Below are 14189 nucleotides of genomic sequence, written 5' to 3'. Positions count from 1 at the left end.
TTTACGCAAAGTAATGGTTCTGGAGGAATTCGCTAATCTGCCGCAGGCCGGTGCGCGGCGAGAGGCCTTTGTTTTTCACCGCCTGTAGCGTTTGCTGGAAGTAGCGTGCAAAGTCGGTTCTGGCAAACAGCAGGTGCAGCGCCTCGGTTTCGGCCTGCTTTTGCAGCCACTCCAGCGCCTGGCGCTGGCGCAGTTTTTCCAGATCGCCGCTGTCGGTGAGGGTGGTTTTGAAGTCAAGAATTGCGAGCCAGACGGCTTCGATACCGCGCTGCTCCAGCGCGCTACAGCTCAAAACGCGCGGCTGCCACGCGGCGTGCTTGCGGCGCAGAATATGCAGGGCGGATTCATACATATGACGGGTGATTGCCACTCTGGCGCGGTTCTCGCCATCATCTTTATTGATAACCACGATATCCGCCATCTCCATAATCCCCTTCTTAATGCCCTGCAGATCGTCACCGCCGCCGGCGATCTGCAGCGAGATAAAGCAGTCCACCAGCCGGGAGACCTCCGTTTCCGACTGGCCGACGCCGACGGTTTCGACAATCACCGCGTCATAGCCCGCCGCTTCGCATAGCAGTATCAGCTCCCGCGCGCGCAGGCTGGTGCCGCCCAGATGGCCGCTGGAGGGCACCGGGCGAATAAAGGCCGAGTCCGATCGCGCCAGTTCGATCATGCGCGTCTTGTCGCCAAGAATGCTGCCGCCGCTGACCGGGCTGCTCGGATCGACCGCTATCACCGCGACCCGCAGGCCGTGGCGAATTAGCAGCATGCCGAAAGCTTCCAGAAAAGTGCTTTTTCCGGCCCCCGGCGTGCCGGTGACGCCGAGGCGCAGGGCGTTGCCGGTGAAGGGCATAATGGCATCCAGCAGCTGTGCGCTTAGCGCCTGGTGGCGGGGATGCTGGCTCTCCACCAGCGTCATGGCCTGGGCGAGCGTGGCCCGCTCGCCCAGGCGTAGTCGCCGCACGGCGTCCGTCAGCGTGGCGTGGTTAATCATGATATTGGCTAATCCTCATCAGGACGTCGCTTACGCTCTCCAGCATCGGCGTACCGGGGCCGTAAATGGCGGCCACGCCGCGCGCCTGCAGGAAGGCGTAATCCTGCGGCGGGATGACGCCGCCGGCGATGACGCAGATATCTTCTCGCCCCCATTTTTTCAGGGCATCGATCAGCTCGGGGATCAGGGTTTTGTGGCCTGCCGCCAGAGATGAGGCGCCCACCACGTGCACGTCGTTTTCCACCGCCAGGCGGGCGATCTCTTCTGGCGTGGAAAACATCGGGCTCAGGTCAACGTCGAAGCCGAGATCGGAATAGGCGCTGGCGATCACTTTGGCCCCGCGATCGTGGCCGTCCTGACCCATTTTGGCGATCAGAATGCGCGGGCGGCGGCCGCGTTCCGCGAGGAATTTTTCGGTTTGCGCAACAATAGCGTCGAACTCGCCGGCGGCTTTGTCTGACTGGTGGTAGCTTTGCGCAATTACGCCGGTGACGCACTGGCTGGGCACCAGGTAGCGGTCAAACGCCGCCTCCAGCGCGTCGGAAATTTCGCCCAGCGTGGCGCGGACGCGGGCGGCGTTGATGGCGGCGGCCAGTAGGTTTTCACCATACTGCGCGGCGTGGGTGAGGGCGTTCAGCGCGGCTTTTACCGTCACGTCGTCCCGACTGGCGCGAATTTTTTCCAGCGAGGCGATCTGTTCGTTGCGCACCTTAACGTTGTCGATCTCCAGTACCGCCGTTTCATCTTCTTTTTCCAGTTTGTACTTATTGACGCCGACGATGACGCGCTTGCCCTGGTCGATCAGCGATTGTTCGCGGGCGGAGGCCTCTTCGATCATCCGTTTCGGCAGTCCGGCCTCGATCGCCTTTGCCATTCCGCCCGCGTCGTCGATCTGCTGCATAATGGCCCGCGCCTGCTTAACGATCCGATCGGTCAGCGACTCGACGTAATACGAACCACCCAGCGGATCCACGGTGCGGCAGATCTCTGACTCCTCCTGGATGATGATCTGCGTATTACGCGCGATACGGGCGGAAAAGTCGGTGGGCAGGCCAAGCGCCTCGTCGAAAGCGTTGGTGTGCAGCGACTGGGTGCCGCCGAGCGTGGCGCCGAGCGCTTCGATAGTGGTGCGGATTACGTTGTTATACGGATCCTGCTCGGTGAGGCTCCAGCCGGAGGTCTGGCAGTGGGTGCGCAGGGCTAAGGATTTCGGATTGGTGGCGCCGAAGCCGCTTACCGCTTCGCTCCACAGGTAGCGTGCAGCGCGCAGCATGGCGACGTTCATAAACAGATCCATACCGATGCCGAAGAAAAACGACAGGCGCGGGGCGAAGTCATCGATTTTCAGCCCGGCCGAGAGCGCGGCCTTGATGTATTCGATACCGTCGGCCAGGGTAAAGGCCACCTGCTGCACGCAGTTGGCTCCGGCTTCGCCCATGTGGTAGCCGCTGATGCTGATGGTGTTAAAGCGCGGCATGTTGCCCGAACACCAGGCGATGATGTCGGCGATAATGCGCATTGAGGGCTTTGGCGGGTAAATATAGGTATTCCGGCACAGGTACTCTTTCAGAATATCGTTCTGGATCGTGCCGGTGAGCTGTTCAGGCTCCACCCCTTGTTCTTCCGCCGCGACGATATAAAACGCCATTATCGGCAGCACCGCGCCGTTCATGGTCATCGATACGGACATCTTATCCAGCGGGATCCGATCGAATAAAATCTTCATGTCTTCGACGGTATCGATCGCCACGCCGGCTTTCCCCACGTCGCCCGCCACGCGCGGGTTATCGGAGTCATAGCCCCGATGGGTCGCGAGGTCGAAGGCGACGGAAAGCCCTTTCTGCCCGGCGGCGAGGTTGCGGCGATAGAAAGCGTTGGACTCTTTGGCGGTAGAGAAACCGGCGTACTGGCGGATGGTCCACGGCTGTGCGGTGTACATGGTGGCGCGCGGGCCGCGAACGAAAGGCGGCAGGCCGGGCAGGGTGCCGGTCACTTCCAGATTATCAAGATCGGCTTCGGTATACAGCGGCTTAACGTCAATGCCCTCTGCCGTCTGTTTTATCAGGGCATCGACGGTTGTTTCCCGCCGGCTGAGCTCTTTGTTGGCGAGCGTTTGCCACTCCCGTAACTCTGACATGTTGTGCTCCGTATGCGCAATGAAATGGGATATTGCGAATACGGTGAGCTTTTTTATCGCCCCTGTCGCCAGCAAAAAATAGCCATCGATGCGTCGTTTTTTGCCGCATGAAATGTTTTATTTTGTGATGTATTTCAAAGATATGAACAGGAGAAGGTGGGTCATACAGGCCGGAAGGCACCGGCCTGCCTGGGAGGCTTAATCTTGTCTCAACACTTTATGGCCATAATCGATCAGCGCATCGGTCACCCGGCGCATCATGCGGCTTTCCGGGGCAAAACGGTGCCAGTAGAGCATCCGGCGCTGGAACAGGCCCGGCGTGAGGTTAATCAGTTCGCCGCTGTTCAGCTCTCTCTCAATTTGCAGATGCGGGATCATACAGCAGGTTGTTCCCTGACGGGCCAGCTGCACAAAGGCTTCCGAGGAGTTCACGATATGGCAGGGCACGCTGCCCGGCGGCAAATCGAAGTTCTGCTGCAAAAAGGCCTGGTGCATATCATCGAGATGATCGAATGCCACCACCGGCGCTTTCAGCAGCGCCGAGCGGGTCACCCCGTTGGGGAAATAGCGCTGGGCAAACTCCTTCGAGGCGACGAACAGGTAGTCGAGGGCGCCGAGCTGATCGACCAGGCAGCTGGGCAGCGCCTGCGGCTGAATACTGACCGCGCCGACCACTTCGCCGCGGCGCAGGCGTTCCTGGGTCCGGGTCTCATCTTCCACCTGCAGGTTCAGCCGAATAGGGGAGTCGGAAAGCACGCTGGAGAGCGCGGGCAGCAGCCAGGTGGCCAGGCTGTCGGCGTTGACCGCCAGCGATAGCAGCAGCGGCGTGGAGCCGGTTTGTTCATCGCCCAGCCACTCCTCTTCCAGCAGTTCGACCTGACGCAGCAGGGCCAGCAGCTTTTGCCCCTGTTCGGTGGGACGCGGCGGTACGGTTCGCACCAGCAGCGGTTGTCCAAACATGTTTTCCAGCTGTTTGATGCGCTGAGAGACGGCGGACTGCGTAATACAAAGCTTCTGCGCGGCGCGCTCAAACCCTCGTTCCCTGATTACCGCGTCCAGCGCCTGTAGTGTTCTGTAGTCCGGTCGTTTCATTGCTCTGGCGTGCCCCCTAATACTTTTCGTTAACTCGCACTATGACATAAATTTGTTTTTGATGAAGATGAAAAATTGGCGACCGCGTTGTGTGATCGCCGTCGCAGGGACAATGACCCCCCTGATGTTCTATAATGCGCCTCAGGAATTCACATCTCGGACCATAATCATGACGCAAGATGAACTGAAAAAAGCGGTAGGCTGGGCGGCACTGCAGTATGTACAACCGGGCACTATCGTTGGGGTCGGTACGGGCTCGACGGCGGCGCACTTTATCGATGCGCTGGGTACCATGAAAGGGCAAATAGAAGGGGCGGTTTCCAGCTCTGATGCCTCTACTGAAAAACTGAAAAGCCTCGGTATTACGGTTTTTGATCTGAACAGCGTTGACCGTCTTGGTATTTACGTGGACGGCGCAGATGAAATCAACGGCCACATGCAGATGATCAAGGGCGGTGGCGCAGCCCTGACGCGTGAAAAAATTATCGCTTCGGTCGCCGACAAATTTATCTGTATCGCCGATGCTTCCAAGCAGGTGGATATTCTGGGTAAATTCCCGCTGCCGGTGGAAGTGATCCCGATGGCGCGCAGCGCCGTGGCGCGTCAGCTGGTTAAGCTGGGCGGCCGTCCGGAGTATCGTCAGGGCGTCGTGACCGATAACGGCAACGTGATCCTCGATGTATTTGGTCTGGAAATTCTGGACGCTATTGCGCTGGAAAATACCATTAACGGTATTCCGGGCGTCGTGACCGTCGGCCTGTTTGCGAATCGCGGTGCGGACGTTGCGCTGATTGGCACCGCTGATGGTGTAAAAACTATCACTAAATAGTCTGATCCGAGGGAGCGAATCGCTCCCTCGCAAATATTTTTTCTCCAGGCCTATTTTGGTGACTTCTGTCACATTTATGCGCCTTGTCTTAGTAACAATCTACCTTTCTTTTACTTTCTGGTGTTTTGTCCTGCTATTTCCCGCTGATTGATATTTCTTCAGGTTGCCGACGCAAACGTTCATATTGCCGCAATAGTTTTTTTTGATATGTTGCTGAGAAGAACTTTCGTTCCGCACGACATCAGTTAAGACAAAAACAGGACGGGGAAATGGCTAAGGTATCACTGGAAAAAGACAAGATTAAATTTCTGCTGGTTGAAGGTGTGCACCAAAAAGCGGTGGACAGCCTTCGCGCAGCGGGCTACACCAATATCGAATTTCATAAAGGCGCGCTGGATAGCGAAGAGCTGAAAGCGTCCATCCGTGATGCCCATTTCATCGGCCTGCGTTCCCGTACTCATCTGACTGAAGAGATCTTCGCGGCGGCGGAGAAGCTGGTCGCGGTTGGCTGCTTCTGTATCGGTACCAATCAGGTTGATTTAAACGCGGCGGCGAAACGCGGTATCCCGGTGTTTAACGCCCCGTTCTCCAATACCCGTTCCGTTGCTGAACTGGTGATCGGCGAACTGCTGCTTATGCTCCGCGGCGTACCGGCGGCAAATGCCAAAGCGCACCGCGGCGTATGGAACAAGCTGGCGGTCGGCAGCTTTGAAGCGCGCGGCAAAAAGCTGGGTATTATCGGCTATGGTCATATCGGCACGCAGCTGGGTATTCTGGCCGAATCGCTGGGGATGCATGTCTATTTCTACGATATTGAAAGCAAGCTGCCGTTAGGTAACGCGACTCAGGTCCAGCATCTTTCTGATTTGTTGAACATGAGCGATGTGGTGAGCCTGCACGTGCCGGAAAACGCCTCCACGAAGAACATGATTGGCGCGGAAGAGCTGGCGCTGATGAAACCCGGCGCGCTGCTGATCAACGCCTCTCGCGGCACCGTGGTGGATATCCCGGCGCTGTGCGATGCGCTGGCGAGCAAGCACCTGGCGGGCGCGGCGATCGACGTCTTCCCGACCGAGCCGGCGACCAACAGCGATCCGTTCAACTCTCCGCTCTGTGAGTTCGACAACGTTATCCTGACCCCGCACATTGGCGGCTCAACTCAGGAAGCGCAGGAAAACATCGGTCTGGAAGTGGCGGGCAAGCTGGCGAAATACTCCGATAACGGTTCTACGCTCTCGGCGGTTAACTTCCCGGAAGTGTCGCTGCCGCTGCACGGCGGGCGCCGTCTGCTGCATATCCATGAAAACCGTCCGGGCGTTCTGACCGCGATTAACCAGATTTTCGCCGCGCAGGGCATTAACATTGCGGCGCAGTATCTGCAGACCACTCCGCAAATGGGCTACGTGGTCATTGATATTGAAGCCGAAGAAGATGTCGCCCAGAGCGCGCTGCAGGCGATGAAGGCTATTCCTGGCACCATCCGCGCCCGTCTGCTGTTCTAACTCCTTTTATGCCAGCGGGCAGGTCATCGACCTGCCCCTTTTCTCCTGATAGACCCTTCTGCAATTTCCCGTCGCCACCCAAACGCTTTGCGAGGCTTGCCGCAAACGACGATTAAAACCGTCGGATGTCGTTGTGCCTGAAAGAAAGGGATTTACGATAAAGACTCAGCGTGGGGCTGAAACGGGAAAGCCCCTACCGAGGCAGGGGCTCTAAAAGGAAAGGGACGATGATGAGACTCTTCATCATGCTGCTTATCCTGTTAATCATCGCCTGGCCAGCATATTAACAGAGAGAATGCAGGAGGGAGGTTCGCCTCCCTCACCCTTTACCCAGGAATTTAGGTGAAAAAAACAGCAATGTCAATTGTTCGGGCGTTTTACCAGAGCCAGGTTTTTGACGGCGTGATGACCGCTGGCAGCGGGATATCCCACTGCTCCGTCGGCAGCGCGTCAACCTGCTGGCAATCATGCGCGTAGCCGACCGGCTGCAGGCGATGCTGCCGCCAGTTTTGCAGCGTCCGGTCGTAAAATCCGCCGCCCATACCCAGGCGCTGTCCGGCGGCATCAAACGCGACCAGCGGCGTTACCAGTACATCCAGCTGGCTAAGCGGGAGGACATCGCGCACGTCGAGCTTCGGTTCGCGGATGTTCAGACGATTCACCACCAGATCGCTGCTTGGGTGGTAGTGCAGAAACAGAAGATTGCCGGGGCTGAACGGATGAAGCACGGGGAGATAGACCCGTTTGCCTGCCCGCCAGAGCTGATCAATCAGCGGCCGCGTATCCAGCTCGCCATCAAACGAAAGAAATACCGCGACCGTCTGCGCGAGCAGAACCGGCGGATACGCCATCATTCTGTCCGCCGCATGGAGGGCGAACTGGGTTTGCTGCTCCGGCGTTAACGCGCGTCGGCGCTGGCGGATCTGCTGACGAATTTGCTGCCTGGTAAAGGGGATATCTGACAATAGGGTCATACCTGAGTCTCATCGGTGAGCAAACGATACCAACAGGCGTAGTCTAATACACGACGGCAAAAGCCGAAAATTAACTTAGGGGGGATGAAACGAAAAAGAAGGGAATCTCCGAGATGCCGCCGCAGGCTGTAACCCTTGAACCCTTGGTTCAAGGTGAATGTGTCGTCACAGTTTTAAGGCTTCTCGGACGGGCCGAGCATGCTCACCAACCGTGGAGCGCCACATTCTTGTGGTATGAAATATCGGCTCAGGGGACTGGCCCGCTTGCAAACATCTCAGAGAAATTTTGTTCTTGCGATTACTCTAACACAGTTAAATGCAAAGTGTTATTCAAACTTCTGCCCGGGTCTTTCGCTTATGCGACCTTGCTCAAGCAATGCTTGTTCGATGGTCTGCTGAAGCATCCGAATACGCTGCTCCATGCTGGCGGCGTAGTCGCGGGTTTTCGCTTTTTCCTGAGTCAACTCATAGCTGATGTTCAACGCGGCGATGAAGACTAGCTGCTCAGTATTTGTGACTCTAGTGCGTTCTTTTAAATCTTGCAACCGCTGATTCAGGTCGTCAGCTGCCTGGTTTAAGGCATCCCTTTGTTCAGGCGGGCAATTCACTCGTAGTGAACGGCCAAAAATTTGGAGATCTACGGGTTGTGCAGACATGCCACCTTCCTGCTGATTGACTGCGCGGCCTTCACGCCCTGGGAGGGTCTGCGAAGGGGCGACACTATAGCTACCCTGGTTTTAAGATACAAGCCCTATTCTGGTTCACCAGGGTCCAAAGTGGTAGCATATCATGAATATTCCTCCCAACGATGACGAATGCGCATGTCTATACAGAACGAAATGCCTGGCTACAACGCTGTAGACCAGTTACTGAACCAACAAGGGGTAGGATTAACCCCTGCCGAAATGCACGGTTTGATTAGCGGGATCCTGTGCGGCGGCAACAAAGACAGCAGCTGGCAGCCGTTGGTGCACGATCTGACTAACGAAGGCCTGGCTTTTGGTCACGAGCTGGCGCAGGCGCTGCGTAACATGCATTCCGCCACCAGCGATTCGCTGGAGGATGACGGTTTCTTATTCCAGCTCTACCTGCCGGATGGCGACGAGGTGAGCGTGTTCGATCGCGCCGATGCGCTCGCGGGTTGGGTGAACCATTTTCTGCTTGGGCTGGGCGTGACGCAGCCTAAGCTGGATAAAGTCAAAGACGAAACGGGTGAAGCCATCGACGATCTGCGCAATATTGCTCAGCTCGGGTATGACGAAGACGAGGATCAGGAAGAGCTCGAAATGTCTCTGGAGGAGATTATCGAATACGTACGCGTTGCTGCGCTGCTGTGCCACGACACCTTCTCTCTTCAGAAACCCACTGCGCCGGAAGTTCAAAAGCCGACGCTACACTAATCATTCATTAAATCGTTCAGGGGGCGTCATGACTCAGCAGGAATTTCTCTCTCGTCGCCAGGCTCTACTGGCGCAGATGCAGCCGGGCAGCGCAGCGCTCATTTTCGCCGCGCCGGAAGCGGTACGCAGCGCAGATTCAGAATATCCCTACCGGCAGAGCAGCGATTTTTGGTACTTCACCGGCTTTAATGAGCCAGAAGCGCTGTTGGTATTGATTAAAAGCGATGAGACGCACAACCACAGCGTGTTGTTTAACCGCGTGCGCGATCTGACCGCTGAAATCTGGTTTGGCCGCCGCCTCGGGCAGGAAGCTGCCCCCGCGAAGCTGGGCGTCGATCGCGCGCTGGCATTTAGTGAAATCAATCAGCAGCTGTTCCAGCTCCTTAACGGCCTCGACGCTATCTACTTTGCGCAGGGCGAATATGCCTACGCCGACGACATCGTGTTTAACGCGCTGGAAAAACTGCGCAAAGGCGTACGGCAGAATCTGCAGGCGCCAGGCTCGGTCATTGACTGGCGGCCGATGGTGCATGAGATGCGCCTGTTTAAATCGGCAGAAGAGCTGGAGGTCATGCGCCGCGCAGGGGAGATCTCCGCGCTGGCCCACACCCGCGCTATGGAAAAATGCCGTCCCGGGATGTTCGAATATCATCTGGAAGGCGAGATCCTTCACGAATTCAACCGTCACGGCGCGCGCTTTCCTTCTTATAACACCATCGTGGGCGGCGGCGAAAATGGCTGCATCCTGCACTACACCGAAAATGAGTGCGAGCTGCGCGACGGCGATCTGGTGCTGATTGACGCAGGCTGCGAATACCGCGGCTACGCGGGCGATATCACCCGCACCTTCCCGGTTAACGGCAAATTTAGCCCGGCCCAGCGCGAGATTTACGATATCGTCCTTGAATCTCTGGAAACCTCGCTGAAGCTCTATCGCCCAGGTACCTCAATTAAAGAGGTTAACCAGCAGGTAGTGCGGATTATGATTACCGGCCTCGTGCGTCTGGGGATCCTGAAAGGTGAAATTGATGAGCTGATTGCCAATAACGCCCATCGTCCTTTCTTTATGCATGGCCTGAGCCACTGGCTGGGGCTCGACGTGCATGATGTCGGCAGCTATGACGTCGACCGCTCGCGTATTCTTGAGCCGGGAATGGTGCTGACCGTTGAACCGGGGCTGTATATTGCGACGGATGCCGACGTGCCGGCCCAGTACCGCGGCATCGGCATTCGTATTGAAGACGACATCGTCATTACCGAAGACGGTAATGAGAACCTCACCGCCGGCGTAGTGAAAAAAGCGGACGATATCGAGGCGCTGATGGCGGCGGCGCGCCAGCTATGAGCGTCCTGATCGTCGGCGGAGGAATGACCGGCGCGACGCTGGCGCTAGCGATATCTCGCCTGACCGGCGGTACGCTGCCGGTGCATCTGGTTGAAGCATCTGCGCCGGATTCCGCGCAGCATCCGGGCTTTGACGCCCGCGCCATCGCTCTGGCTGCCGGCACCTGCCAGCAGCTGGCTCGCGTGGATATCTGGCAAGAGATAGCCGACTGCGCCACGGCCATTCAGCGCGTTCACGTCAGCGATCGCGGCCACGCGGGGTTTGTGACGCTCGAGGCTGAGGAGTATGGGCTGGCGGCGCTGGGCCAGGTGGTTGAGCTGCACGATGTCGGCCAGCGCCTGTTTGCGCAGCTGCGCAAGGCGCCGGGCGTGACGCTGCACTGCCCGGCAAAGGTGGAAAATGTCAGCCGCAGCGAAGAGAGCGTAAGCCTGGTTCTGGACAACGGCGAAACCCTCAGCGGTAAACTGCTGGTCGCCGCCGACGGCTCGCGCTCGACGCTGGGGGCCCGCTGTGGTATCAGCTGGCAGCAGGAACCCTATGAACAGCTGGCGATTATCGCCAACGTCAGTACCGCGCAGCCGCATAGCGGGCGCGCGTTTGAACGCTTTACCCCACACGGCCCGCTGGCGATGCTGCCCATGTCGCAGGGCCGCTGCTCGCTGGTGTGGTGTCATCCGCAGTCGCGGCGTGAAGAGGTGCTGAGCTGGTCGGACGAACGCTTCCGCCATGAGCTTCAGCAGGCATTCGGCTGGCGTCTTGGCCGGATCGTCCATGCCGGAAAGCGCAGCGTGTATCCGCTCTCGCTCACCCGAGCCAGCCGCACGGTTGCGCATCGGCTGGCGCTGGTCGGCAACGCGGCGCAAACGCTGCATCCTATTGCCGGGCAGGGATTTAACCTCGGTCTGCGCGACGTCATGAGCCTGGCGGAAATGCTGGCGCAGGCGCAGGCAGAAGGAGAAGATCCGGGCGGCTATCCGCTTCTGAGCCGCTATCAGACCCGACGCGCCGCAGATAAAGCCGCCACCGTCGGCGTGACCGATGGGCTGGTGCATCTGTTCGCCAATCGCTGGGCGCCGCTGGTGGTGGGGCGCAACGTCGGCCTGATGGCGATGGAATTATTTACCCCGGCGCGCGATGCGCTGGCGCAGCGTACCCTCGGTTGGGTTCCCCGTTAAGGAGTGAAACGTGCAAAGTGTTGATGTCGCTATTGTTGGCGGTGGAATGGTGGGGCTGGCGGTTGCCTGCGGTTTGCAGGGCAGCGGGCTGCGCGTTGCGGTGCTGGAACAGGCCGCGCCTCAGCCGTTAAGCGCGGATGCGCCGCCGGCGCTGCGGGTGTCGGCGGTTAACGCCGCCAGCGAGAAGCTGCTGAGCAAACTGGGCGTCTGGCAGGATATTATCGCCCAGCGCGCCAGCTGCTACCACGGTATGGAAGTGTGGGATAAAGACAGTTTTGGCCGCATCAGCTTTGATGACCAGAGCATGGGCTTTAGCCACCTTGGGCATATTATTGAAAACGCCGTGATTCACCACGCCCTGTGGCAAAAAGCGCAGCGCTGCGCGGACGTCACTCTGCTGGCTCCGGCGCAGCTGCAGCAGGTTGCGTGGGGGGAGAACGAGGCCTTTCTTAGCCTGCAGGACGGCACGATGTTAACCGCCCGGCTGGTGGTTGGCGCCGATGGGGCCAATTCATGGTTGCGCAATAAAGCCGATATCCCGCTCACCTACTGGGATTATCACCATCATGCGCTGGTTGCCACTATTCGCACCGAAGAACCGCACGAAGCGGTGGCGCGTCAGGCGTTCCACGGCGAAGGGATTCTGGCGTTTCTGCCGCTGAGCGATCCGCACCTCTGCTCAATTGTCTGGTCGCTCTCTCCCGAGGAGGCTGAGCGGATGCGGCAGGCGGACGATGCCGCTTTTAACCAGGCGCTGAATATTGCCTTCGATAACCGCCTCGGCTTATGCGCCGTGGAGAGCGAGCGCCAGGTCTTCCCGCTCACCGGCCGCTATGCGCGTCAGTTTGCCGCCCATCGTCTGGCGCTGGTCGGCGATGCCGCCCATACCATTCATCCGCTGGCGGGGCAGGGCGTTAATCTTGGCTTTATGGATGCCGCCGAGCTGATCGACGAACTGAAGCGCCTGCACGCGCAGGGCAAGGATATCGGCCAGCATCTGTATCTGCGTCGCTATGAACGCAGCCGTAAACATAGCGCTGCGCTGATGCTGGCGGGGATGCAGGGCTTTCGCGACATGTTCTCCGGCCACAATCCGGCGAAGAAGCTGCTGCGCGATATCGGTCTTAAGCTGGCGGATACATTGCCCGGCGTGAAGCCGCAGCTTATCCGTCAAGCGATGGGGCTCAACGACCTGCCCGCCTGGTTACGTTAAGTACGTCACACTTCTCTCACCCGGCCGCCGCGCCGGGTTATCTCCTCTCATTTGAAATAATCTAATTTCACCTCGTTTTTCACATTAGTTTTATTAATGTTACCTTTTTTTTGTTATAGAAATTAGGCCCGTCATTTCGCAGAAAATATCATCATGCGCTGCTTTTTTAATTAATGGGTTTGGTTTTGTGCGGGTTGAATCGCTTTATTGCAGATAAAAACTCTGTAGGCTCTGCGGCTGATTTTGGTCATAAGCTAATGTGATGTCCTGACCAGGCTTATGGTTTAGTGCGGATATCGGTGGTAAGTTCAGGCCAAAGAGAACGTTTGCGTCGGCGTCCTTTAGCGATGCTGGCGGCGTTTTTCGCGGCGCAAAAACGCCAAAAATCGTGGCTGGTTCCGTTTTATTCGATGAGGAAAAGATGGCTCAACAGACTCCGTTGTTTGAACAACACACGCTATGCGGCGCGCGCATGGTGGATTTCCATGGCTGGATGATGCCGCTGCATTACGGATCCCAGATCGATGAGCATCATGCGGTGCGCGGTGATGCCGGAATGTTCGATGTGTCGCACATGACCATCGTCGATTTTCACGGCAGCCGAATCCGCGAGTTCCTGCGCTATCTGCTGGCTAACGACGTGGCGAAGCTCACCGTGCCGGGCAAAGCGCTCTATAGCGGCATGCTGACCGCCTCCGGCGGCGTCATTGATGACCTGATTGTTTATTTCCTTTCTGAAGACTATTTCCGCCTCGTTGTTAACTCCGCCACCCGTGAAAAAGACCTCGCCTGGATCACCCAGCAGTCTGACTCCTATGGTCTTGAGATAACCGTGCGTGACGATCTATCCCTGATCGCCGTACAGGGTCCAAAGGCGAAAGAGAAAGCGGCGACGCTGTTTACCGACGCGCAGCGCCAGGCCGTGGAAGGCATGAAGCCGTTCTTTGGCGTGCAGGCGGGCGATCTGTTTATTGCGACTACCGGCTATACCGGTGAAGCGGGTTATGAAATCGCGCTGCCGAACGAGCAGGCGGTGGATTTCTGGCGCGGCCTGCTGGACGCGGGCGTTAAGCCGTGCGGCCTTGGCGCGCGCGATACGCTGCGCCTGGAAGCGGGCATGAATCTTTATGGCCAGGAGATGGACGAAGGCGTCTCTCCGCTGGCGGCTAACATGGGCTGGACCATTGCCTGGGAACCGGCTGACCGTGATTTTATCGGGCGTGAAGCGCTGGAACTCCAGCGTGAAAAAGGCACCGAACAGCTGGTCGGCCTGGTGATGACCGAGAAAGGCGTTCTGCGCGGCGGCCTGCCGGTGCGCTTCAGCGATGCCGATGGCAATCAGAAAGAAGGCATTATCACCAGCGGCACCTTCTCCCCGACGCTGGGCTACAGTATTGCCTTAGCGCGCGTACCGGAAGGCATCGGTGAAACCGCCGTGGTGCAGATTCGCAATCGCGAAATGCCGGTCAAAGTGACCAAACCCGTTTTTGTACGCAACGGCAAAGCCGTGGCGTGATTTCCCATT

The 14189-nt window shown here is 58.0% G+C and carries 12 protein-coding genes and 1 other RNA gene; 7 read left to right on the top strand and 6 right to left on the bottom strand.

Translation table 11 applies throughout. The features are described from left to right. Nucleotide 1: 1 nt before the first annotated feature. The 3 genes from meaB to argP form a co-directional block, all read right to left on the bottom strand. Nucleotides 2-997, bottom strand: a complete 996-nt coding sequence (gene meaB, locus ACESQ2_RS26335; RefSeq protein WP_154920030.1) for a methylmalonyl Co-A mutase-associated GTPase MeaB — start codon at nt 995-997, stop codon at nt 2-4. Continuing rightward, the gene (scpA, locus tag ACESQ2_RS26330; RefSeq protein WP_373171553.1) at nt 990-3134 is read right to left on the bottom strand and encodes a methylmalonyl-CoA mutase; all 2145 of its coding nucleotides are present in this window, start codon (nt 3132-3134) and stop codon (nt 990-992) included. The genes meaB and scpA overlap by 8 nt, the downstream gene beginning before the upstream one ends. 198 nt (nt 3135-3332) lie before the next feature. Then, on the bottom strand, nt 3333-4226 hold the full coding sequence (argP, locus tag ACESQ2_RS26325; RefSeq protein WP_004105608.1) for a DNA-binding transcriptional regulator ArgP: 894 nt from the start codon (nt 4224-4226) through the stop codon (nt 3333-3335). A gap of 169 nt (nt 4227-4395) precedes the next feature. Between argP and rpiA the strand changes: the two genes are divergently transcribed. Together rpiA and serA are read left to right on the top strand one after the other, a co-directional pair. Beyond that, on the top strand, nt 4396-5055 hold the full coding sequence (rpiA, locus tag ACESQ2_RS26320; RefSeq protein ID WP_004125006.1) for a ribose-5-phosphate isomerase RpiA: 660 nt from the start codon (nt 4396-4398) through the stop codon (nt 5053-5055). A 269-nt stretch (nt 5056-5324) separates the two neighbouring features. Beyond that, on the top strand, nt 5325-6557 hold the full coding sequence (gene serA / locus ACESQ2_RS26315) for a phosphoglycerate dehydrogenase (RefSeq protein WP_004115297.1): 1233 nt from the start codon (nt 5325-5327) through the stop codon (nt 6555-6557). A 377-nt stretch (nt 6558-6934) separates the two neighbouring features. On the opposite strand, the gene ACESQ2_RS26310 is transcribed toward serA, so the two are convergent. The 3 genes from ACESQ2_RS26310 to zapA all read right to left on the bottom strand — a co-directional run bounded on the left by ACESQ2_RS26310 (nt 6935) and on the right by zapA (nt 8187). Further along, a complete protein-coding gene (locus tag ACESQ2_RS26310) occupies nt 6935-7531 on the bottom strand; it encodes a 5-formyltetrahydrofolate cyclo-ligase (protein WP_014226809.1) in 597 nt (198 codons plus the stop codon). A 101-nt stretch (nt 7532-7632) separates the two neighbouring features. After that, a non-coding RNA gene (gene ssrS, locus ACESQ2_RS26305) (6S RNA) lies at nt 7633-7816 on the bottom strand. Between the two features lie 41 nt (nt 7817-7857). Beyond that, nucleotides 7858-8187 (bottom strand): cell division protein ZapA, encoded by a 330-nt coding sequence (gene zapA / locus ACESQ2_RS26300; RefSeq protein ID WP_004105598.1) that lies wholly within the window; start codon nt 8185-8187, stop codon nt 7858-7860. A 165-nt stretch (nt 8188-8352) separates the two neighbouring features. On the opposite strand from zapA, the gene ACESQ2_RS26295 reads away from it, so the two are divergent. From ACESQ2_RS26295 to gcvT, 5 genes are all read left to right on the top strand, one after another. Further along, nucleotides 8353-8931: a YecA family protein gene (locus tag ACESQ2_RS26295; protein WP_004133578.1), complete on the top strand. Its 579-nt coding sequence runs from the start codon at nt 8353-8355 to the stop codon at nt 8929-8931. A 28-nt stretch (nt 8932-8959) separates the two neighbouring features. Beyond that, nucleotides 8960-10276 (top strand): Xaa-Pro aminopeptidase, encoded by a 1317-nt coding sequence (pepP, locus tag ACESQ2_RS26290; protein ID WP_014226807.1) that lies wholly within the window; start codon nt 8960-8962, stop codon nt 10274-10276. Continuing rightward, nucleotides 10273-11451 (top strand): 2-octaprenyl-6-methoxyphenyl hydroxylase, encoded by a 1179-nt coding sequence (ubiH, locus tag ACESQ2_RS26285; RefSeq protein ID WP_049083217.1) that lies wholly within the window; start codon nt 10273-10275, stop codon nt 11449-11451. Before pepP ends, ubiH begins: the two co-directional genes overlap by 4 nt. A gap of 10 nt (nt 11452-11461) precedes the next feature. Further along, nucleotides 11462-12664, top strand: coding sequence for an FAD-dependent 2-octaprenylphenol hydroxylase (ubiI, locus tag ACESQ2_RS26280; RefSeq protein WP_004854091.1), 1203 nt, complete (start codon nt 11462-11464; stop codon nt 12662-12664). Nucleotides 12665-13085: 421 nt separating this feature from the next. Next, complete coding sequence (gene gcvT, locus ACESQ2_RS26275; protein ID WP_057173763.1) at nt 13086-14180, top strand: glycine cleavage system aminomethyltransferase GcvT; 1095 nt, start codon at nt 13086-13088, stop codon at nt 14178-14180. Nucleotides 14181-14189: the final 9 nt, after the last annotated feature.

Origin of the sequence: Klebsiella sp. Q11, from assembly GCF_964241505.1 — a bacterium.
In the GTDB taxonomy this organism is placed as follows: Bacteria; Pseudomonadota; Gammaproteobacteria; order Enterobacterales; family Enterobacteriaceae; genus Klebsiella; species Klebsiella michiganensis.
This window is presented reverse-complemented; position numbering and strand designations above follow the sequence as displayed.